This is a genomic window from Paenibacillus sp. CAA11, from assembly GCF_003060825.1.
GTDB lineage: Bacteria > Bacillota > Bacilli > Paenibacillales > Paenibacillaceae > Fontibacillus.
Genome location: NZ_CP028922.1, coordinates 2895387 through 2917733 on the forward strand (window position 1 = coordinate 2895387; position 22347 = coordinate 2917733).

Sequence of the window (22347 nt, forward strand, 5' to 3'; positions counted from 1 at the left end):
ATTTTTTTATTGTCAATTCATCTATGGATCCAGGGGCATTGCCCTGGCAAATCCCTAATATGACCTCAACGGCTTGTGCTTAAGGATCTAGCAGCCACTGCTGCCAGCTCGGCTGCGCTTTCTATCGCCACATGTCTCCCCTCTTGTGAAGACCGCCCAAAGGCATGCATCACCTCCAGCACGTGGTAGGATAAAGCCCCGGAAGCCCGTGGCTCTCGCCCTTCAGCAATGGCCTGGACCAGATCTTCTACTCCTCTTCCCCTCTCATTTCCATGGCTTTCAAAGATCGGAGGCAGCGTCTCCCATTCCTCGGAGTCTCTCCGCCGCAGCTTCACTTCACCGCTGAACTGATTAGGATCCGGCACCAACAGAGTACCTTCCGTCCCATAAATCTCAATCGCAGGCAGTGTGCTGCCACCCGACACGTCAAAGCTCGTCACCAGTGTCCCGATCGCTCCGCCCGCAAAATCGAGCGTTCCGCTATAATGTGTCGGTGTCTGCACAAGGATCGGGCTGCCGGCTCGCGGTCCCACCATAGCCTTACGGTCCGGCTTTAAATTCCCAGTGGAACCGCTTACCCGAATGACAGGACCTAATAGGTGAACGAGAGCTGTCAAGTAATAGGGCCCCATATCGAACATGGGTCCGCCTCCTGCGGCGTAGAAGAAGTCCGGATTCGGATGCCAGCTTTCCGGCCCGCCGCCAAGCATAAATGCTGAGGCCGCCAAAGGGCGCCCGATCCGGCCCTCCAGGATGGCCTGACGGCTGGTCGCCAGACCCGAGCCCAAGAACGTATCCGGCGCAGAGCCAACAACTAAGCCTTTGCGGGCGGCCAGCTCTAGAATTTTTTTGCCATCACCGAGCGAAATTGCCAGCGGCTTCTCGGAATATACATGTTTACCATGCTCAAGCGCCTCTAGACTAATGGCCGCATGGGAAGCAGGCACCGTCAAGTTCAGGATCAGATCAACCTTCTCGGACTTCATCATTTCCGCTACGGTGAATACGTTTTCAATTCCATACTGATTTGCCCGTTCCTCTGCTATCTCCTGAAGCAGATCAGCACACGCAACAATTCTTACCGATTGGGTTCCCTGCAAATAATTCAGGTAGGCCGGACTGATATTGCCGCATCCTACGAGCCCTATATTCATGATCGTCAAGTTAATTCACTCCCAAGGATGAACTATGAATAAACTCCTGCTTAGCTTCCTAAGCTAGTTATTATGTTATTATCATTTGCTTCAAAACAAAATGAATAATATGATTTAAACATGAACAATCTGGTCATTATTTTATGAACTGTTTTGGAGGTTGGTATGAACCGCACAGATGAGTTACATATTCTAGCAGCCGGTTATTCTGTACATCGCAAATCGTATTATATGAACGAATTGGCTGGCCTCGATCATTATCTGATCCGGATCCAGACCGAAGGCAAAGCTTTTACCCGCTGTGAGAATAAAATAGAGGCAGTGGAGACAGGCGATCTACTTCTGTTTGCGCCCGGAGAGCCTTACGAGCTTCGCATCGAGTCTCCCGATGATCACAAGGCTGATTTGCGTATGATCAGCGGAGATTATTTCATTTTCTTACGCGGACCTTGGGTGGATGAATGGTGGGCAGCACGAAAGCGTCCCAATAAAATCAAAACAACTCTCTCGGATGGGTTCATTGGGCTTTTTCGCCAGATTACATTAGAGCAGCAGCGCATCACCAACCCCTGTCCTGAGATTTCGGAATACTACATGAAAATTTTATGTCTCGATATAGATCGTCAGTTGAGCGAACGACCGTTGTCTAATCAGGGATCCTACCTCGCCTACCAGATCAAGCACTTCATTGAGGAAAATGCCGCACAGCCGTTCCGTCTGGAAGACGCCGCCGCCCATGCCGGCATAAGCGTATCCCGGGCCGTTCATTTGTTCAAAGCGACTTTTGGACGAAGCATTATCCAATACGCCCTTGAGGTTCGCCTGAATATGGCTAGGGAACGCATCATGTTCAGCCCGCTGTCCTTGGAGCATGTGGCTGAAAGCTCCGGGTTCCCAAGCTACAACTATTTTCACAAGGTGTTCCGGGCCAAATTCGGTATGTCCCCCAAGCAATTTCGCCTGGCCAGCCGGGAAAATATGAAACCTTAAATCGAGTAGGAGGCTATTCATTAGATGAGTAGCCGACCTCTCACACCACCGTACGTACCGTTCGGTATACGGCGGTTCAACCGCATAAGTGCAATTTACGTAAACGCTCGTATTGCGCAGGAAAGTCATAATATCCTGCCTGTACGAGCTTTTTGTTTGTTATGGAACGAGACAACACTGGACTTCCGGCGATGCGCCAGTACCCGAGACGGGAATTGCCCCACTGGTAAGCCTGCCATTCCGGTATCCCCAGCTTCCGCAGGTTTTGTACTTTTGTTCGCGGCTTTTTCCACTGTTTCCAGATGTACATCCGCAGTCGTCTTCGCAACCATTCGCTCCAGCTTTGCAGGATCCGTTTCATGTCGGCCACATAGTAGTAACCAATCCATCCCCGAATGTAGACTTTTACCTTTTCCATGACTTGGCGAACATTTCTGCCCTGGCTGCGACTTGTGAGTTCTTTCAACTTCTTCTTCGCTTTTGCGAGGGATTGTCCATGGGCACGGATATACATGCCGTTCTTGTTCTTTCCCAGGGCAAAGCCGAGAAATTTGAAGTGCTTTCGAGCCACTACGCTACCGACCTTACTTTTCTGCGTATTGATCTGGAGTCTCAGTTTGGTCTCCAGGTACTTTCCGCAGGATTCCAGTAGCCGCACCGCTGCCCGTTTGCTTTTGGCAAGCACCACAATATCGTCCGCATAGCGGATGACGTTCACTCCGCGGCCTTTCATCTCTTGGTCAAATTCGTTCAGGTAGATGTTCGCCAGAAGCGGCGACAGGGGGCCTCCCTGAGGGGAGCCTTCTTCTGTTTTGCAGTGCACCCCGTTCTCCATAACCCCACTTTTCAGGTATCTCTTAATCAGTTCGGTTACGCGTCTGTCCTGAATTTGTTTGCGCAAAAGATGCATAAGCAGCTCATGATTCAGCGTGTCGAAGTATTTGGAGAGGTCGATTTCTACTGCGTAGCCGTATCCCTGTTCTGCATAGTCTTTCACCTTGCGAATGGCCTGTTGTGCGCTCCGACCGGGGCGGTAGCCATAGCTTCCCTCCGAGAAGAGCGGCTCGAACAGGGGCTGGAGCTGCTGGGCGACTGCCTGCTGAATCACTCGGTCTACGACCGTGGGTATGCCAAGCTTCCGTACTCCGCTTCCATCTGCTTTGGGAATTTCCTTGCGCCGTACTGGGCTGGGCTTGTATCTGCCTTCCCGGATCTTTTGCAACAGCTCGTCTCTATGTTCCTGCAGCCAGGGTAGCGCGTCTTCTACGGTCATTCCGTCGATTCCTGGCGCTCCATGGTTGCGTTTGACCTGTTTGTAGGCTCTGTTCAGATTGTCTCTGTCCAGAATCTGCTCCAGCAGGTCTGTTGCACCGCCTCTTTCTTTACGTTCCCGAGTGCCGGCGCTCCGCACTCCCGCATGCTCTTCGCGTTCCACGCTATCCCTTTGCAGGTAGCCCTTTCGGTATTCTGCTTTCATCGCGTCAGCTCTCCTTTCGGTATGTACTCGAGACTTACGATTGTTCGGCCCTTCCCCGAAAAAAAAACCTTCCGGGTACTATGGCCTCTGCTGACTTCTCACAGCAAGCTTTACTCCGTCTTTCGGTTTTTTTTCCTACTTGTCGTCTGTGAGACCTCCCCGGGTAAGAGCGATAACCTTCCCCTCATCTATCTGCCACATTTACACCATGGGATTCGGGCAGTATTGGACTTTGCTTTGTAGTGCAAGCTCGTCCGTCCCATGATGCCTTCTATGTGATTTCTGTTCGTCAGACCGAGGGTTTGCCTCCGGCTTCCTTCAGATTCCGCCTCGCGGCGGACACCCTTGCCTTCAGCTAACAGTTCCTACTGCCAAGCCTGTAGCGGACTTTCACCGCCGAGTTATCGCCCATGCCGGGCGCACACACAGCAAAGCCTCGCAGCACCAATCGGTGCTGCGAGGCTTTGTTGCTGCTTCACATATTTTAATGCTGGACGCCTACAAGGCGCTGCCGTTTTCTTTTTGCCACTAACCCCATGCCAATAATCAAGACAACTACAACAGCTTCAAATACATATTTCAACCATTCTTGAGCGAACCAATCATGGACAAAAGGCTCTGCAACCAGCATCTTGGCAGCTGTCCAAGCGAGAACTGCCGAGCCTATCGTAATTACAATCGGGAAACGCTCGGTCAGCTTAAGGATCATCGTGCTTCCCCATACCATGATCGGTACAGATACCGCAAGACCGATAATTACCATAACCATATCACCATGAGCAGCCCCGGCTACAGCAAGCACATTGTCCAGACCCATCATCGTATCTGCAATGATAATGGTCCGAATAGCGGCCCACATCTGGTTACCTGCCTTGATGTCATGCTTCTTCTCATCGAGCAGCAGCTTGTAAGCAATCCAGATAAGTGCAAGTCCGCCTACCAACCTTAATCCAGGAATATTCAGCAGCTGAATAACCAAAATCGTCATGATGACACGGACCAATATGGCTCCTACCGTCCCCCACAAGATGACTTTCTTCTGATCCTCTTTCTGCACATTTCTTGCCGCGAGCCCAATGACAATGGCATTGTCGCCCGCCAGGACCAAGTCAATCAAAATGATCGAGAATAAGACGGTCCAAAAATCGAGTGTAAACAGATCCATTCGCTCTCTCCTCCTAATCATGTAGTCTTGCTCTCTTTTGCATAAAAAATACGCCTTGCCGGATGCTCGGACAAAGGCGCATTTGTAATAAATAAAAAAGACCTTTGCCCTGTCGATCACAGCGGCAAAGGTCTCGCTAACAACGTTTATGGTTGCCAATAAAGCCGGGGATATTATCCCGTAATGACGACTTTATCGTAGAAAGCTACTCCCCTTTGTGGGAATAAAGCGTATTTGATTGGCTTCATTATAGCATGGTATTCTTCGAAATGACAATAACATAATTGGAAGATTTGCGGACTAGATACTATACTGAGGAAGAAGTATTTTTTAGATCAAACTGACTATCTTCTAAGATCTGTACGAAAGGAAAACTCGCTGAATGGGAAAATGGTTGGGCACCGCCTTTTATATTCTTGTTTTTGCTGCAGCTTATCTGTATCGGGATGCCCTTTCCTCCTGGATGAGCTCTCAGCCCCCTATCGGATACATGGTGATGCTGGCCACGCTGCTGGCCATGTTCCCGGTTATGCCTTATAAACTTGTCATAGCGGCCTTAGGCTATGTTTACGGAGCCTGGTGGGGAGGCTTAATCTGCGTGATAGGCTCTACGCTGGCCGGAGCCCTCTTCTATGCAGGAGCAGCCTACTTCTTCAAAGCGCAGGCACAGCGCTGGCTGTCCGGTTATCCAAAACTGCAGAGATTATCGAACTGGATGGAAGCTCACCCTTTTGAAGCTATCGTTCTCTATCGCCTAATTCCGTTATTTCCGCAGTCGGTTATCAATTTATACGCAGGCGTATCCTCCATTTCCTTTGGAATATTCATGCTGGCCTCTCTGATCGGCAAGATTCCCGGGGTTTTCGTATATGCCTATCTTGGGACCTCACTCTTCAAACAGCCTATATTAGCTGTAAGTGTTCTATCCGTGTATTTACTGATTCTTGGCATATCGATCTGGGTGTATAAGAGAATGAACCCTTTTTATAAAAAATGACCTCATTTTGGTTTTGTCTTAAAATCCTATATAATGTAGAGATTCAGGTAGATAAAATTTTAAGAAACGGGAGGGACCCAGATGAGTCCAACTTCAACCTACGAGCTTGCCACCTTTGCTGGAGGCTGCTTCTGGTGTATGGTATCCCCTTTTGAGGAGCTACCAGGGATCGAAAGCATCGTCTCAGGATATACAGGCGGGCATACCGAAAATCCGACTTATGAAGAGGTCTGCTCAGGAACGACAGGACATTATGAAGCTGTCCAGATCACCTTTAATCCCGACCTTTTCCCTTACCGCAAATTGCTTGAGCTGTTCTGGCAGCAGGTTGATCCTACCGATGAGGGCGGCCAGTTCCATGATCGCGGGGAATCTTACCGGACTGCCATTTTCCACCATAATGAAGTACAGCGCGAACAAGCTGAAGCTTCCAAGCAGGAGCTGGCTCAGAGCGGGCGGTTCGATAAGCCGATCGTAACGCCTATTCTCCCTGCTGCTCCGTTCTATAAAGCGGAAGAGTATCATCAGGATTATCACAAGAAGAATCCGATGCATTACAAGCGGTATCGCAAAGGATCTGGGCGAGAAGATTTTCTTGAAAAAACCTGGGCTGGCCCTGTAGATAAAGAGTCGCTGAAGGCTCGCTTAACGCCCTTACAGTATGAGGTAACGCAGAACAGTGCTACAGAGCGCCCATTCACAGGCGAGTATTGGGACCACGAGGAAGAAGGCATTTATGTTGATATCGTCTCCGGCGAGCCGCTGTTCAGCTCCCGCGATAAATACGACGCTGGCTGCGGATGGCCGAGCTTTACCCGTCCTTTGCGTGAATACCATATCAAAGAGAAAACCGACCTCAGCCATTTTATGATTCGCACCGAGGTAAGAAGCCGGGAAGGCAACTCGCATCTGGGCCATGTATTTGATGATGGACCCGGTCCTAACGGGCTTCGCTACTGCATTAACTCTGCCGCACTGCGCTTTGTTCCCAAGGAGAAGCTCAAGGAAGAAGGCTACGGCGAGTATCTGTATTTGTTTGAAGAATAGCAATAGTTTTTACGGCCTTGGTCCAGAGTTTATTGGACTAAGGCCGTTTAACTTGGCCTGTAATCCTCGTGGTTGTAGCAGATGGAGATACGCTTTCACATGTTCACTCGATCTTACAGACCGTTTAACACACCCTTCAGCGGGTAATGACCCCTATAGAATCACCGAAGTCAAAGGAGGAATCGCCATGCCTTGGAGCAAAAATGATTATCCGCCATCCATGAAGAATCTGGACCCGCGTGTGCGCAATAAGGCGGTAGAGATTGCGAATGCGCTGCTGGAGGAAGGCTATGAGGAAGGCCGGGCCATTGCCATTGGAACGGCAAAGGCTGAGGAATGGGATGAGAAGCATCCGAAAGAGAGATCATGAAGAGCTGCTGGAACTGATGAGCCACAGCTAAAAAAAGAGCACTCCCTGCCCAGGATGGCGGAGAGTGCTCTTCTTACTTAAGCACGTGCTGTTTTCTTGTCGATGGCAAGCGGAACGCGCACCGGGCGCAGATCCTTTCTACCATAGCTTACCGTCCAGGTAATCACCTTGCCGGCAATCGAAACAGCTAATATTGTAAATAACGTCTCCATCAATGGGAGATAAATGAGCGAGATGCCCAGCACTACAGCATCGAGCAGAATAAACACCGTTCCAATCTTAAGACCGCTCCACTGGCTGAGGCATAGTGATAAAATATCATCTCCGCCCGTCGCTCCCCCGTATCTCAGCACCAGTCCGGCGCCAATTCCCGTAAGCACTCCGGAGAGCAAGGCGGCCAGCAGTAGGTTGTGATGGAACTGGAATTGAAGCGGAGAAAACCGCTCACACAGTTCATAAAATCCTGAAAATGCCGCTGAACCGATCAGTGTGTTCACCATAAAAGCCCGCCCTTTTAAGAACCAAGCGATAGCAAACACGGGTAGATCCAGAAGAAATGAAGTGAGGCCCGGCGGCAGGTTGAACAAATATTTGCCCAGCAGCGCCATCCCTACAAATCCACCTTCTGCAAGCCCATTCTGAAAGTTAATATGGTAGTACGTAAAAGATAATACAAAAGTGCCGAATAAAATCATGCCGATCTGACGAACATCAATAAGCTTCTTCTCTTTCCTCATCAGGAATCCCTCGAATCGTAGTTTTGTTGACCCTTAGGCAACACCCTACGAAGCAGGTCCTTGAGGACTTAGTCCTTCGCATTGTTCACACGCTTCTTTCGTAGGGTTGGTTTGCCTAAACCGACGAACTACGAGAGAAGCTAAGTATAAGAGAGATCACAACGTTTCCAAATCGTCCTTTGGGGATTCGTCCTTCGGGGACACATGGTATCCTGATCCTTTCTCTGTTTTTTGAATGAACCGACCTAAGAGGTTTCGTACCCTTTAAGTCCTTCATTCCCGTTTTTCCTAATCTTATTATACCACAATGCATATGATGACTAAACAGCTTGACCTTTTATTTATTTCCTACAGGTTGCTAAATTGCACTCTATTACCTGGGAAAGCGCACAAATCGCCATAATTCTCCACTCTCCTAGCATACATGCCCGTTCTCAAGCAGGATATTTATAGAATAATAGTCTGTATCCAAGCCTAGCTCTGGCTGCGAAGCAGACGGTTCACCGTTTCCCGTCGAACTCCGATCAACTGGCCGATCTCCTCCTGTGTTAAATAGTCTGTCAGCGGAATGCCATAGGCATAGCTGGACAGCCACTTGGTTAGCAGCTCCAAGCGGTCTGCGGGTGCTCCCACCGTTAGATGGTCAAGTCTCTCCTGCATAAACCGCACCTTCTCCTGGAGCAGCTTGGCTACTTCAAGCGCTTTCTTAGGATTGACCTCAAGCTCATGATACCACTCCTTGGCCGGAATCCGCTCGACCTCGCTGCGCATTAATGCGATAGCAGTGCCATGGGTTTCTTTAGGCGATATTAACGAATGATGGGGCACCGTCTCCCCCGGATACAAAATATTAAATAGAACCATATTCCCGTTGGCGTGAAGCCGTGTGACCTTGAACAAGCCGCTCTTCACCTGATATAAATAGGCGCCTTCGTCTCCTTGACGAAATAGAACTTCCCCTTTATGAAGAATCATATCATCTCTCCCCTATGTTTTCTCTCACGCAGCCTGTTAGCTATTATTATCCATATTATAGGACTTGCTTCAATAGATCAAAACAAATAGACAGGAATCCCCACGGAATCCCCGCCTGTTGTCTACGCTGCTTCTCTATACCGTCTCAGCCAGCTTGCATATGCCTGAACGTATAATCGTACAAGATTCTTTGAATTTCCGCTCCTCTTCCTCGGTTAAATTCAGTTCAATCACTTCCTGAATACCGCCTTTGCCAATGATAGCAGGCACTCCAATACACAGATCTCTCTGCCCGTATTCTCCTTCAAGAATCGCAGACACAGCAATGATCTTATGCTCATCATTTAGAATAGAACGTGCAATATAGGCGAGGGCATTTCCGATTCCAAACTGGGTGTTGCCTTTGCGAGTGAAGATTTCCCAGCCTGCGTCCTTGGTCTTCCGCTCTACTTCCGCCAAGTCAACATGCTTGAACCGCTCCTTATGCTCCGCCAAAATATGAAGCAGCGGCTTTCCCCCAATCGTGACATGAGACCATGCTACAAATTGCGAATCCCCATGCTCACCAAGCGCATACCCTTGAACACTGCGCGGATCAATCGAGAACACTTCGGACAGCAGAGTCTTAAGCCGCGAGGAATCGATAGAGGTTCCTGTACCAATGACCCTGGAACGCGGTAGTCCTGAAATTTCTCTGACCAAGTAAGTTACGATGTCTACAGGGTTGGCAGCCACGACAAAAATACCATCAAAGCCTCCACTCATAATCCGCTCAACAATTTCCCGGGTGATTTGCTTAGACTCTTCCAGCACATCCAGCCGGGTCTGCCCCGGCTTCGGATTAGCCCCAGCGGTCAAAATCACCACATCCATTTCTCCGCACTCTTCTAAGGTTCCTGCATACACCTTGGTCCGGGTCGAAGTAAAGTCCATACAATGCGACAAATCGAGCGCCTGCGCAACTGCCCTGTCATAGGTTCGGTCGATCATCATAATCTCATCGCATACGGACTGATTAATCATCGAGTACGCACAGCCTGCCCCTACCATACCCGCTCCGACAATCGCCACTCTTCTAGTGGATTTTCCCATTGCCATCCTCCTGTGAGCACAAACTGATATATCCTTCATATATTATATCGCTTACGTGCCCATAATGTCACAAAACTTCACATATATTTCGAAACAGCTCAAGTTATATCAGCCCAACATCTCAGGCAAAAGACTACATCAAGCTACCGAGCACTTTCGTTATCGGCATGTACTCAAGTCCCAGACTTTCAGCTACGGCCTTGTTCGTCACCGAACCGGCTGCAATATTGATGCCCCGGAGCAAGGCTTGATTGGAGGTCGCAGCCTGCTTAACTCCCATATTGGCAATTTGCAGCGCGTAAGGAATAGTAACATTGGTTAGGGCAAACGTTGAGGTTCTAGCTACAGCTCCAGGCATATTGGCCACAGCATAGTGCACCACCCCATGCTTGACATAGATAGGATTAGCATGCGTAGTTACCCGGTCAATCGTCTCCACCGAGCCGCCCTGATCAATGGCCACATCGACAATTACGGACCCTTCCGTCATCTGCTTCACCATATATTCTTTGACCAGCTTAGGGGCTCTCGCACCAGGGATCAGTACAGCGCCAATCAGCAAGTCTGCTTTGGCTACCGCCTGCTCCAGCTGATAGGAGCTGGACATCACCGTCGTCACTCTTCCGGCAAAAATTTCATCCAAATACCGCAGCCGGTTCGCATTCAAGTCAAGCAAAGTCACATGAGCGCCCATGCCTAGAGCTATCTTTGCTGCATTGGTACCGACCACGCCGCCTCCTACAATGACAACCTCTGCCGGTGGGACTCCTGGAACGCCGCCCAAGAGAATCCCCATGCCTCCGCTCGGCTTCTCCAGAAATTGAGCGCCAATCTGCACGGCCATGCGGCCGGCCACCTCACTCATGGGAGTAAGGAGCGGTAGAGAGCCATCCTCCAGCTGTACCGTCTCATATGCAATCGCGCATCCCCCGTTCTCCAGAAGGGCCCGTGTTAACTCCGGCTCTGGAGCCAGGTGAAGGTAAGTGAATAGGATTAAGTCTTTCCGAAAATAACGATATTCTTCCGCCAGCGGCTCTTTCACCTTTAGAATAAGGTCCGATTCGTCCCACACCTCTGCTGCTGAAGCTTTGACAATCGCCCCTTTGTCCTCGTACTCCTCATCCGTAAAGCCGCTGCCGCGGCCCGCTGAGCTTTCAATCCGCACCTCGTGACCGGCTTGAACCAGCGTTTCCACACCGGCAGGTGTAATGGCTACCCGATTCTCATTATTTTTGATTTCTTTTGGTACGCCTACCCGCATCTTCTCCGACTTCCTTCCCTCATCCGTAGATTTCGAAGCTTTACTTCCGTTATTTGTAAAATATTCTATCATATCCAGATTTGATTTCCTACGTATGCTCGTGGATCAACTATGAAAAATAATAAACACAGCAGAGACCGCACCTTGCTTCGCGGCGGCTCTACTGTGTTTACACCAGCTTACATGAATTATTTAGTTTGTGCTCAAGTTCGCCATCGACTGCCAAGCCTCGTAATTATGCACAGCGATTCCGGCAAAAGACTTGTGCTTGTCTCCAAGCCGGGTCAGCTTATCCAGCTCCTGCTTGAGGATCGGAGCAGGCTTCCCATAGAAAGATACGCCCGGGCCTTCCTGGCTGCGGGCCATCTCGATGCCAACCCATACCTGCTTATTCTGCTGGTCCGCCTTAGTAAGCAGAATTTCTGAGGCTCCGTAAATTTTATTTGCCTTATCCCGGTAAGCCATAATGGCCACATAATCCATCTGGTCGATAAGCCAGTCACTAAAAGCGATCCTGTCTTTTCCCTCCTTGGCCTGGACTTGATCCAGCCAAAAAGGTACTGCTGCCCCCAGAACTAGCCCCTCCGGCTTAGCCTGCCGGTTCCACTCCTGCACATTCTCCATCCACTCGCGGGTAATGGAATCCTGCCTCGACTTCCACCGATCCAGCAAATAGGGCTCCACATCAAACTGTATGCCTTCGAACCGCTCCTTGGGATCCGCTTGCCGATTGTAATCGGCCACCCAATGAAGGAATTCTTCGCCAGCCTTCCGGTTCTCCTTTAGAGCCCACTCGGGGCTTCCCCCAAGGGCATGAACTTTGATTTTCTGGTCTTCCGCTTTGGCAATGAAGCTGCGATAGGCGTCGCTTGGAACCTTTTTGTCCACCTGAAGGAAAATAACCTCCACCCCATGCCGCTTGGAGAAATCCACAACCTCATCCGCTTGCGTCGTTATCATGCTTGTATTCCACAGCCATGTAGCCTTGCTCTCCTTCACGGGAAACCCCCAGTCCCTTGTCAACAAAGGCAGCAGAAGCACTCCGAACAGGATGCCGAAGAACGGGAATCGGTACTTGTAGAACAGCCTCTTAAGACCGGCTCCCGTCCTTTGCAACTTCACGGTCTGATGATTATACAATCAGAGCCGCTGTATCCGGTTCTTCTACCGGCTGGACGGAGTGTCCAATTTTATAGACATGGGGCAGCGGATAGGAGCGGAAGGCGTTGCGTGTATCCAGAATCGGAACACCCAAGCTGGCAATTTCCTCGTAATCAAAGTTGCTGTGGTTCGTTACAAGCACGATGCAGTCATACTGACGCAGCCCTTCAGTACTGTAAGCAATGCTTTGCACGGTCATGCCGTGTCTGTCCCGGAAGCTGGTCGCATAAGGGTCATAATAATCCACCAGGGCACCGCTTTCCTTAAAGAGTTCGTAAACCTCAAGTCCCGGTGATTCACGGAGGTCACTGATATCCGGTTTATAAGCCATTCCCAGCACAAGGATATGGGATTTTTTAATCGATTTCGCATATTCATTTAGAATTTTAGAAGTCTTGTTCACTACATAGTAAGGCATGTTGTCATTCGTAGACTGAGCAAGCTCGATAAACTGACTGTAGAAACGGAAGCCCTTAGCCTTCCAGGACAGATACATCGGATCGAGCGGAATGCAGTGTCCTCCGATACCCGGACCGGGATAGAACGGCATGAAGCCAAAAGGCTTCGTCTTCGCTGCATCAATGACTTCCCAGATATCGATCCCCATTCGATCGCACATCATCGCCATTTCATTAATAAATGCGATGTTCACACTGCGGAAGGTGTTCTCCAGCAGCTTGGACATCTCCGCTACCTTTGGCGAGCTTACCGGAACTACAGTCTGGACATATTTACTGTATAATGCAGTTCCTAAATGCAGGCAGGCTTCTGTGGTACCGCCGATGACCTTCGGCGTGTTAAAGGTATTAAAGTTTGTATTAGAAGGATCTACCCGCTCAGGGGAGAAGCAGAGGAAGAAGTCCCTGCCCGCTTGATAACCCAGCGATTCCAGCTCCCGCTGAATCAGCTCCTCTGTCGTTCCAGGGTAGGTAGTGCTTTCCAGTGTAATCAGCAGCCCTGGCTTCATGTACTGCTTGATTTGGTCCACAACCATCACAATATAGGAGGTATCCGGATCCTGATTCTCACTTAGGGGCGTCGGAACACAGATACTGACGGCATCCATCTCCTGAAGGGCACTGTAGTCTGCAGTAGGCTTGAAGCGGCCCGTAGCGTTCACCTCTGCCAGTGTCTCATTGGAAATATCATGGATATAAGATTCTCCGCGGCTTAATTTCTCCATCTTGTTTACATCCAAATCAATTCCGACGACCCGGAATCCTTGCTTCACCATCTCCACCGCAAGCGGCAGGCCTACATAACCTAATCCTACAACACCCAGTACAGCTTCCTTAGTCTCAATAGCCTCAAGCAAATTCAGGTATGGTTTGTTCGTCACAGTCGTTCTACCTCCCAGTATTTTTCTATTTATTGGTTTGCACTCTCATCAATGAAAACAACGGCGGATGCGGGCATCGAGTTCGACAGGTGAGAACGGTTTGGTAATATAATCATCTACTCCGCTTTGAAAGCACTGACTAATCGTTTGTTCTACCCGCTGTTCGGTTAACACGACAATTTTAGGAGTCTTCTCCACATCCAGCTTCTGAATGTGATGGATATAAGGCAAGCCGTCAATTCCATAGAGATTCAGCTCAGTCAGCACAAGATCCGGCTGCAGCTGTTCAATCAGCTCCAAAGCTGACAACCCGTTATCAGCTTCGTACGTATCGTAGCCTTGCATGCGCATTCTGATTCTCAGAAACTCGCGGATCGTAGGATCCTGATCCACAATCAGAATTTGATCACGAGAGGATTCCGCCTCTTCCTCGACAAAAATATGAATTTCGTCCGAGGTGCTGAGTCTGGCCGATTCCGCCATACGCTTCAGCACAGCTTCCGATAATCCCCCCTGCTCGGGAAAGCTTGTCAGCGTCATCTGCGGCTGTAAATCCGCGAATATTTCATGCAGTCGCTGTTTTAAGAGAAGCCCCTGAAAATGAACTGCATCCAGGGCAAGCCCGGGAAATAGCAGGGCCATCGTACCTGTTCCCGGATCATTCCAGATTTGATAGTCTAAGCGGGACTGAGCCTCCAAAATCCCTTTGATCCGTCCTTCTAAATGAGCAGGAGCTTGGGCAGCATAGAGAAATAATACACCGCAGACTTCTCCAGCCTGCCTGATTTCATGCAGAATCTCCTGATATACTCGATTTCTCTGATCCACTTGCAGCGTTGCTGTATTAGGCATACTCTAGTTTCCACCTTTCCACAGAATTAGAATTTATAGAGAGAACGGCAGCAGGGTTAAGCTGCGCTCTCCTTAGGGGTCTCCTCCTTCCAGCTTTGCCGGGTCATCGCGCCCCAAGAGTTGTTATTGCGCAAATATTGGATATGGCCTTGAATCCGCCATAGTGCTCCAAGCTGGTGATACCCGAAAAATTTAAACAGGGCGTAAAATAGCATTTTCGCCAAATCTGAGAGCCGGTTGTACCGTTTAAAAGCGAGTTCCTCGAGCATAAATGCACCAATGCTGAACAGGTAACCGCTAAGGAAATTAATCAACCAGAATACGGCCAGGATCCGCCAATGTGTCATATCAAGCATCGCATAACCAACTAGAGCCAGCAGCCCGGTAAGCTTGAAATAAGGATTGAGCGCCTCAAAAATGATGTTGTAAGGCATTGTGAGCAGACCCATCACCTTATACCTCGGATTAAAGGCCATATCGTAATTCTCAATCATGTTCTTAAGGTTCCCCCGCCCCCAGCGCTTCCGCTGGTTGGAGAGAATGTGATACGTATCTGGTGCCTGTGTCCAGCATACGGCTTCGGGACAGAAGGCGATCCGGTAGCGCAGCTTGTTCTCTAGCATGTATCGGTGAAGCTTGATAATGATATTCATGTCTTCCCCTGGATAGCCCCCGCGGTAGCCGCCGACTGCAATTACATAATCTTTGCGGAACATTCCGAAGGCGCCGGATACGATAATGAGCCCGTTAATAGAGCTCCAGCCAATGCGTCCGCCGAGGAACGCCTTCAGATACTCAACCGACTGGAACATCGGCCACATTTTGCGCGGCAAAGCCACCTCTTTCACCTGACCGTTCTCAATGACACATCCATTGGCAATGCGAACATCCCCGCCGATCGCCACGGTCTCCTCCGGATTCTCCATATACATGCGGGCCATCCGGATCAGCGCATCCTTCTCCAGCAGCGAGTCGGCATCAATAGAAGAAATGAGCGGGTAATGGGATAAATTGATTCCTGCATTGAGCGAATCCGCCTTCCCGCCGTTTGGCTTATCTATTACATACAAATGGGGATACTCTGGATTATGGTAAACCGCATTCGCTGGCTGACAGTCTATGGAGTTCCTAATGCCAGGATTAGCCATAGCCTTCAGGTTGAATTCCCGGCAAAGCACACCCAGCGTATCATCCTGGGAACCATCGTTGATGACGATGACCTCATAGGTTGGATAATTCAAGGTGAGGAGGCACTTAACATTCTCAATAATCGTAACCTCCTCGTTATAAGCCGGAACCAGTAAGGATACCGACGGGACCAGCTCCGAGCCGGACAAGGTGTTAAACTTTGAATATTTGGCTCTTCGGAACACTGTCAGGATGTTCTTGAACGAGAAAGCGAGCACCGAGAAATAAATCAGGTTGACTGTCATCACATAATAAATCGCAAATAGTCCATAGATTAGAAGTATATCCCTAAGCAGTGTAATCGCCTCCGACCGCAGTGACTTTTGGCACTGCCTTGATTTCCTCTACACCGAAATAGCGTTCATACAGCAGCTTTTTCTTGTTAAAAGCTACGATATGCTCCACTTCTTCAGAGCGGATGCCCTCCCGGATCGTCTTCTCAATCTGATGGAAGGCAGTATCCCGCTCAACCCCGGAACCGCGCTGCGCCATTTCACAGAGCACTTCAAAGCCGGTTTCACCAAGACTTGCAAGGCTTTCCGCGCTGTTATTGCGCACCCACCAGTCCTCATCCCGAAGGGCGCTGCGCAGCAGCGGTATGCTTCCTGCAGCGTGCATGGAGCCGAGCGCCTTGGCTACCGCGGCCCGAACCTCAGGATCCTTATCCGACATCAGCTGGGCGATCGTCTCGTCCTTCAGTACCGGATTAGAGCTTAAGTACAGCTTGACAGCCTGTGCCCGCACATCATGCTGCTTCGCGCCAACCAGCCGGTCAAGAGCCGGAACCACCTCAGGCACCGCTTGTCCCCACATTGCCACCAGTCCCACCTTGACGAAATCCTGGTTCTCATCATCCAGGAGCCGCAGCAGCATTTTGCTGGCATCAAGTCTTGTCTCCAGCAGAACATCCGCAGCCATATGGTGAATGGGTTTGCCGTGCCGCAGCAGGCCGTGCAGCATTTGGCGCAGCTGTTCTTCGTTCTCCGCGCATTTCGCCGCCGCTCTGGCGAGTACAATGGACAGCGGGCTGTATTTTTGCTTATTTAACATTTCCAGCAGCCGAGGGGCTGCGGCAGAGGCTCTCATCTCGCCAAGCCGGTAAACCGCTTCAATTCGGCGGCTGTAAAGCAAGCTGTCCAGCTGCTTCAGCTCATCTTGGACAAAGCCTGCTTCTTCACATAACCGGATCAGCCGCTGCTGCAAATCCCCCTTGAACTGGCCGATCCATTCTGCAATTTTATCTTGAATGACGCGGCGTTCGAGACGGGTCAGCTTGCCCGGAGGGAGCGGAAGATCCCGCTCCCCGTGAAGATGGGCTTGAATAAAGTGAAAGTAGGGCTGATGCTTCCGCTGATATTCCTCAATTTTTCGAATGGTTGCGTAATCTTTGATTTTCATAAACAGCAAGATGCTAATGCCTAACCCAATCAGTCCGAGGCAGGCGTAGATGAAATATACCGCCACGGTAAGATGCGAGAACATAGTGAGCTAAATTCCTCCTTTGGCCCTTTGGACGACTTAAGGGCGATCATCCGAAAGGGAATGATAGATTTTTTGCATCGCATAATAGCTGGATTTCAAATGTTCTGTATAATTCACCGTCTCCCACGGCTTCCAGCTGTATTTAGGCTGGGTTCCAAGATCAATGGTCTCATTTGAGGAGGCTGCCTTTGATGTTGATCTACCCCCTGCTGTCTCTTGCTGAATGATTCTTGGAACGAAAGTGATCCCCTGAGTTTTTACGGTCGAGAAAGTGCGGTCTTTGTTCAGCTTCCCGTAGTCAATCACCTGAAGCGAGCTTGGATCTGCAAAGCCGAGCAGCATCCAAGGGATGCGCAGCTCTACCTCCTTACCGCTGTACTGCCAAGAAGTGAGAGAGTTGAACTCGGCACTCTGCCGGTCGGATGTTCCCCGGGTCAGTGTTCCCACCGTTACATCCTTAAAGGGATGCGCACTGCGGGTATCCGGAGGCGTCATCGTCAAGCTTAGCGCCAGCTTCCAAGGCTGGAAAGCCGATTTCTCCTCAGCTTTCTGGTCCGGAAGCATCCAGTACCCGTACTCCCCGTATAAACGGCGATGGAAATCATAGGATGGAGCGGCCAGTACCTGTGACTCCTCATCCCGGCCAAGAACAACCAGATCTTCGAGACCATCGCTTAAGGTCAAGCCTGGCATTTCCTTAACCGGCTGATCTCCGCCCGGCTGAGTGTCCGTGCCCAGAACAATTTTAGAGTGCTGCGGATCAAATTCCTCACTTAAGCGCAAGCCTACATAAACATAAGCCTCATCGTGCGTCACCTTCATCTGCTCGATGCCTTGGGCAGGCTTGTCAAACTGCACGGCCTCTCCTTCTGGCAGAGCGTCCCAGTCATCCAGCTTGCCGTCAATGACGATCTGATCTTCCTTGCCAGGTCCCATCGAGACAAGCCCGAACAGCTTCTCGTTCGTGAGCACATTCAGCCAGTATGCCCGGCGGTCGACAGGGATTTCAAAACGCATGGTATTCCAGGTTTTCTTGAACCACTCATCCTGCCACATGAACAGAATTGCTCCCGCATAGCCTTCGTCATAAATGTCCTGAGTCAGAGAGACGTTGATCTCGCCCTGCTCTTTCTCGTCATGTCCTCCTTGGTTCCTTCCACCGGGGCCAATATGGGATACCCCTAAGGATGAAGGCACACCATACTCGGTGACAATGATCGGGATGTCCTTATAGTAAGCCTTGAGCTCCTTTAAATAGGCTTTGTAAGTGTTGAATCCTCCTTTGCCATCCGGAATCGTCTGAAGCGTCTGATCCAGATGGAAGAAGTCCGGGTAATACGGATACACATGATATGCCGCAAAATACCCAGCCTCCCAGGCTGCAGGCTGCACATGAGTAGCATCGACGCTGACCAGATCCTCTTCGAACAAAGGTTCACCCGGGTGCTCCAGCACATCGGTCGTTACCCAGTTGGTGAAGGTCATCGGATGCTCCCAGCCGAACTTCTGTTCAGCGGCAGCTGTATGATCCAACAGTCTAGCAAGCCAGCTTTCGAAAGGGCTGGCCTTCTCGGTGGCCCGGAAATAGCTGCCTTGGTAAGGCTCCACTTCCGCATGCAGCTTATTTGTATTATCCACCATTTCCGGGTCCCACTCCGTACCGACATGCCATGCCATCAAATACGGTGCTGCATTAGCGGTGTACTTGCCGCCGGAAGCTCCCGGCACTACCGGAGTGTCCAGCTCGCCGTAGACGGCCTTTACCGCCTTATCAATTCCCTGCTCGAACTGGCTGACAATTTCGCTGCGGTAAGCATCCTTCTGCTCAATCAGCGCTTCCTCTGGGGACCAGATCCCTTGAATGAAATACAGCGGGTCGTCTCCCTTATCACGGTTATATTTGACAAGCGACTTATAAAATACAGGATTATGCACGGTGTAAACCCGAATCACGTTAGCGCCCATATCGTCAATCTGTTTGAACCAGCGCAAGTAATCCTCTTCAGTAATCGGGAACTCTCCAGGAAAATGACCAGGCACCGTTGCCCCCAGGTTGACACCCTTAACAAATATCTCCTTCCACTGGCCTTCTCCCTCATACTTCATGAACTTATCCTTCGTGGTCTTGAAGATCACCTTCGTCCCGCTAGAGGTAGCATAAGTGGTAGGGGATGGAGGCAAATTCAGCAGCACCGCACAGATTGCCCCAGCAATCAGAGCAATTCCTACAATGCTCCAGATGATGATTCTTTTCTTCGCCAGCGTTGACATAGCTTAATACTTTCTCACCTCACTATGGTTTTTAGGCAACTTTGATTTGTGACCAAGCTTCTCTCTGTGGTTTTTGCCACCTCCACTTCGAATCCACCTTCAATGATTAACCAAGTAACACCATAAAGTAACTAGGTATAGGGATTCATTTTCATATCAGGATTTTTATTACATTTTCTCGTTGAGCAGTTCTACATGTGATCTAAAACACATCTGACATACTGTGTTCACATTTGTCGTATTAGACGCTTTAAGATATATCGAAGTTTCGCAGGAATTTGTAAATACATTCAGCAACCTGCCAGACATACAACCAAAGTCATAGTGAAAAACCGCGATAAATCGCGGCTTTGTCAAAAATTTCACGAATTCGCGCAAAGCTTAAAAACGTTCCATAGACCTAATGAGTTTGACTCCTTTTTTCTCAGTATTTAACTTTCTTTTTACACTTAGGACTTTTTACACAAGGAATTCCCCCTCTATCCCTCGCACTTCCCAATAGCTGGAAATGCCAAGGGGGACGAGGCTTTTAAGTTCTTACTCGCTAATTCCTAAAAATAACATATAGGGCTGAAGTTTCATTTGCATAACGAATATATGTTCGGTATATAATATACGAGAATATATGTTCCCCTTTTGGTGGTGGATGTGATGGATCAGCTCTCAAGTTTAGAGACGGAAGAAGATCTTCAGCTTATCAAAGAGTACATCTTATTTCCCGTCCTTCTCGATATGCTGGAGCGGGATATGGAAGAACTATCCTTTTATAATCATAAGACAATCTATAATCACCTTCTTCATTATTTGAAAGACATTGAAGCCCTGGTTCATTTGAAATTGCAAAGCAATCGAAGAACCATGAGGAATCGCCGCATCACCATTCTGCAGGAAGAGTTTACAACGCTCGGTATCCGTGTAGATTATAAGGTTCGCGGCTATATTCATCATTTTGAGATGTTAAGAAGCTTGGTCAAAGCCGAGCTGATGTCCATCCTCAGAAATCTACGGAGGCAGCTGTCATGAACAAATCCAACCCACAAGAACGAGTCATTTTTTTGGCAGATTGTCAAAGCTTCTACGCCAGCGTAGAGAAAGCGGATCATCCTGGAACGGAGAACAAGCCTCTCGTCGTGGCCGGTGATCCCGAGAGACGATCAGGCATTATTTTAGCGGCATGCCCTATAGCGAAGAGCTATGGAGTCACTACCGCAGAACGTTTGGGCGAGGCGCTAAAGAAGTGCCCGGAATTAATCGTCATGCGTCCACGCATGCAGCACTACATTGATATTTCTTTAATGATTTCCGGCATTTATCAAGAATACACCGATTTGGTCGAAATCTTCTCTATTGACGAGCAGTTTCTCGATATCACGGGAAGTCTGAAGCTTTTTGGCGATCCGTATACTATAGCCAAGGCCATTCAGCAAAAGGTGCTTTCCCAGACGGGAGTATGGATCAGAGTAGGCATCAGCAGCAACAAAATCCTCGCCAAAATGGCCACTGATATCTGGGCCAAAAAAGCGCCGGGTGGCCTGTTCGAGCTCCCACCTGCAAAGATCCAGGAGGAACTCTGGCCCCAGCCCGTCCACAAAATGTTCGGCGTCGGCTCACGAATGACCAAGCATCTCTCCCTGCTCGGCCTTCATACGATCGGTGCTGTAGCCATGACCCCGCTTCCCCGGCTGAAGGATAAACTCCGCGCCAGATTCGGGAAGCAGAGCGACATTCATGCAGAGGTTCTGTGGAGAACGGCCAACGGATTTGACGACTCCCCCGTAAGTCCCAGCACTTTCAACGCTGCGCCCAAATCGGTAGGACATATGATGACCTTACCGAAAGATTATACTCGGCAGGAGGAGATCAATACCGTGCTTCTTGAGCTCACCGAAGAGGTCTGCCGGGACTGCCGGCGTAAGGGATATATGGCCGAAGTTGTCTCCGTGAACTGCATGTGCAGCCCTTATGAAGCGCCTACCGGCTTCTCCCGGCAGATGAAGATCCCCTATCCGACTTACCATACGAATACCGTGTATGACGCGGTAAGGACGATTTTCTACCGCCACTGGGACCAGATGCCTGTACGCCGGCTGGGCGTTACACTCAGCAGCCTGTCCAGTGACCAGCTCGTTCAGCTGACCCTGTTCGAGGATCAGGTCAAACTTCAAGCCTTGGATAAGGCTACAGATAAGATCAAGGACCGCTATGGCAGCTCAGCAATTGTAAGAGCTTCATCGCTCAGCGCCTTCGGCCAGGCACGAGAGAGAGCCCAGAAGATTGGAGGACATTATAAATGAGCAAGAAACTCGAAGGGAATGGACTTTGGGAATCCAGCCGCATGATGCTGCCCCAGCATAAAGAACAGTCAGTGCTTCGGCAAGGCTCCCCGCCCGCTGGAGATTCTGAACCGCTGACCTCCAGAGAGCTTGAGATGATCCGGGAATACATCCTTCTTCCCGTAGTACTGAGCATCGTGGAACAGAAGCGACAGGAAGTGGAAAGATCGGCGCAAACGCTGAAATCCTTGTATGCCTCCGCGGCTAAAATCATGATATTGGATCTGCGGAAGGACATACATAAGCTTAAATCCTCCTTATTGGAGAAGAACATTCGGGTTGTTCAAGACTCCAGGGACGAATATGAGCTGAACTACCGTTATATTTACCGCGGACAGACACACCAGATCAGCATGACCCGCGACTATCTGAAGAACGCTGTTGGCATTAGAATCAGCCAGTATGTAAGCCGTCTAATTGCAAGCATGCAGCAAAACCGCTAAAAGACCCGAAGAC

Annotated in this window: 20 protein-coding genes; 7 read left to right on the plus strand and 13 right to left on the minus strand. The window is 49.7% G+C overall.

Translation table 11 applies throughout. The annotated features are described in order from the left end of the window. Window positions 1-65 precede the first annotated feature (65 nt). Window positions 66-1163 (minus strand): Gfo/Idh/MocA family protein, encoded by a 1098-nt coding sequence (locus tag DCC85_RS13470; protein WP_442789492.1) that lies wholly within the window; start codon window positions 1161-1163, stop codon window positions 66-68. Between the two features lie 156 nt (window positions 1164-1319). On the opposite strand from DCC85_RS13470, the gene DCC85_RS13475 reads away from it, so the two are divergent. Continuing rightward, window positions 1320-2144 (plus strand): AraC family transcriptional regulator, encoded by an 825-nt coding sequence (locus DCC85_RS13475; RefSeq protein WP_108466066.1) that lies wholly within the window; start codon window positions 1320-1322, stop codon window positions 2142-2144. Window positions 2145-2220: 76 nt separating this feature from the next. Here the strand turns inward: DCC85_RS13475 and ltrA are convergent, their stop codons facing one another. Beyond that, window positions 2221-3621 (minus strand): group II intron reverse transcriptase/maturase, encoded by a 1401-nt coding sequence (gene ltrA / locus DCC85_RS13480; RefSeq protein WP_108463800.1) that lies wholly within the window; start codon window positions 3619-3621, stop codon window positions 2221-2223. 484 nt (window positions 3622-4105) lie between these two features. After that, window positions 4106-4786, minus strand: a complete 681-nt coding sequence (locus tag DCC85_RS13485; RefSeq protein ID WP_108466067.1) for a TerC family protein — start codon at window positions 4784-4786, stop codon at window positions 4106-4108. A gap of 382 nt (window positions 4787-5168) precedes the next feature. Here DCC85_RS13485 and DCC85_RS13490 point away from each other — a divergent pair, with 382 nt between their 5' ends. From DCC85_RS13490 to DCC85_RS13500, 3 genes are all read left to right on the plus strand, one after another. Next, window positions 5169-5783 carry a TVP38/TMEM64 family protein gene (locus tag DCC85_RS13490; protein ID WP_108466068.1) on the plus strand — a complete coding sequence of 205 codons (615 nt, stop codon included), beginning with the start codon at window positions 5169-5171 and terminating at the stop codon, window positions 5781-5783. A gap of 81 nt (window positions 5784-5864) precedes the next feature. Then, window positions 5865-6830, plus strand: coding sequence for a peptide-methionine (S)-S-oxide reductase MsrA (gene msrA, locus DCC85_RS13495; RefSeq protein WP_108466069.1), 966 nt, complete (start codon window positions 5865-5867; stop codon window positions 6828-6830). 187 nt (window positions 6831-7017) lie between these two features. Then, window positions 7018-7200, plus strand: a complete 183-nt coding sequence (locus tag DCC85_RS13500) for a DUF2188 domain-containing protein (RefSeq protein ID WP_108466070.1) — start codon at window positions 7018-7020, stop codon at window positions 7198-7200. A gap of 77 nt (window positions 7201-7277) precedes the next feature. Here the strand turns inward: DCC85_RS13500 and DCC85_RS13505 are convergent, their stop codons facing one another. From DCC85_RS13505 to DCC85_RS13550, 10 genes are all read right to left on the minus strand, one after another. Next, window positions 7278-7937, minus strand: coding sequence for a YitT family protein (locus DCC85_RS13505; RefSeq protein WP_108466071.1), 660 nt, complete (start codon window positions 7935-7937; stop codon window positions 7278-7280). Window positions 7938-8411: 474 nt separating this feature from the next. Continuing rightward, entirely contained in the window at window positions 8412-8912 is a 501-nt protein-coding gene (locus tag DCC85_RS13510; RefSeq protein ID WP_108466072.1) for a Crp/Fnr family transcriptional regulator, read from the minus strand. Between the two features lie 135 nt (window positions 8913-9047). Further along, window positions 9048-10004, minus strand: a complete 957-nt coding sequence (locus tag DCC85_RS13515) for an L-lactate dehydrogenase (RefSeq protein ID WP_108466073.1) — start codon at window positions 10002-10004, stop codon at window positions 9048-9050. 133 nt (window positions 10005-10137) lie between these two features. Further along, window positions 10138-11265: an alanine dehydrogenase gene (gene ald, locus DCC85_RS13520; RefSeq protein ID WP_108467864.1), complete on the minus strand. Its 1128-nt coding sequence runs from the start codon at window positions 11263-11265 to the stop codon at window positions 10138-10140. A gap of 192 nt (window positions 11266-11457) precedes the next feature. After that, on the minus strand, window positions 11458-12405 hold the full coding sequence (locus tag DCC85_RS13525) for a hypothetical protein (RefSeq protein WP_108466074.1): 948 nt from the start codon (window positions 12403-12405) through the stop codon (window positions 11458-11460). Further along, a complete protein-coding gene (locus DCC85_RS13530; protein ID WP_199909919.1) occupies window positions 12398-13765 on the minus strand; it encodes a nucleotide sugar dehydrogenase in 1368 nt (455 codons plus the stop codon). Before DCC85_RS13530 ends, DCC85_RS13525 begins: the two co-directional genes overlap by 8 nt. A 48-nt stretch (window positions 13766-13813) precedes the next feature. Beyond that, window positions 13814-14617: a response regulator gene (locus DCC85_RS13535; protein WP_108466075.1), complete on the minus strand. Its 804-nt coding sequence runs from the start codon at window positions 14615-14617 to the stop codon at window positions 13814-13816. A 56-nt stretch (window positions 14618-14673) separates the two neighbouring features. Then, the gene (locus DCC85_RS13540) at window positions 14674-16050 is read right to left on the minus strand and encodes a glycosyltransferase family 2 protein (protein ID WP_199910022.1); all 1377 of its coding nucleotides are present in this window, start codon (window positions 16048-16050) and stop codon (window positions 14674-14676) included. 43 nt (window positions 16051-16093) lie between these two features. After that, the gene (locus tag DCC85_RS13545) at window positions 16094-17287 is read right to left on the minus strand and encodes a HEAT repeat domain-containing protein (protein WP_108466077.1); all 1194 of its coding nucleotides are present in this window, start codon (window positions 17285-17287) and stop codon (window positions 16094-16096) included. Window positions 17288-17323: 36 nt separating this feature from the next. Beyond that, complete coding sequence (locus tag DCC85_RS13550) at window positions 17324-19558, minus strand: DOMON domain-containing protein (RefSeq protein ID WP_108466078.1); 2235 nt, start codon at window positions 19556-19558, stop codon at window positions 17324-17326. 651 nt (window positions 19559-20209) lie between these two features. On the opposite strand from DCC85_RS13550, the gene DCC85_RS13555 reads away from it, so the two are divergent. From DCC85_RS13555 to DCC85_RS23170, 3 genes are read left to right on the plus strand one after another with little or no spacing between them, the layout of a single operon-like run. Further along, a complete protein-coding gene (locus tag DCC85_RS13555) occupies window positions 20210-20581 on the plus strand; it encodes a YhjD family protein (RefSeq protein ID WP_108466079.1) in 372 nt (123 codons plus the stop codon). Further along, window positions 20578-21852 (plus strand): DNA polymerase IV, encoded by a 1275-nt coding sequence (locus DCC85_RS13560; protein WP_108466080.1) that lies wholly within the window; start codon window positions 20578-20580, stop codon window positions 21850-21852. Before DCC85_RS13555 ends, DCC85_RS13560 begins: the two co-directional genes overlap by 4 nt. Continuing rightward, window positions 21849-22334: a YhjD family protein gene (locus tag DCC85_RS23170; protein ID WP_199909920.1), complete on the plus strand. Its 486-nt coding sequence runs from the start codon at window positions 21849-21851 to the stop codon at window positions 22332-22334. The genes DCC85_RS13560 and DCC85_RS23170 overlap by 4 nt, the downstream gene beginning before the upstream one ends. The last annotated feature ends 13 nt before the right edge of the window (window positions 22335-22347 follow it).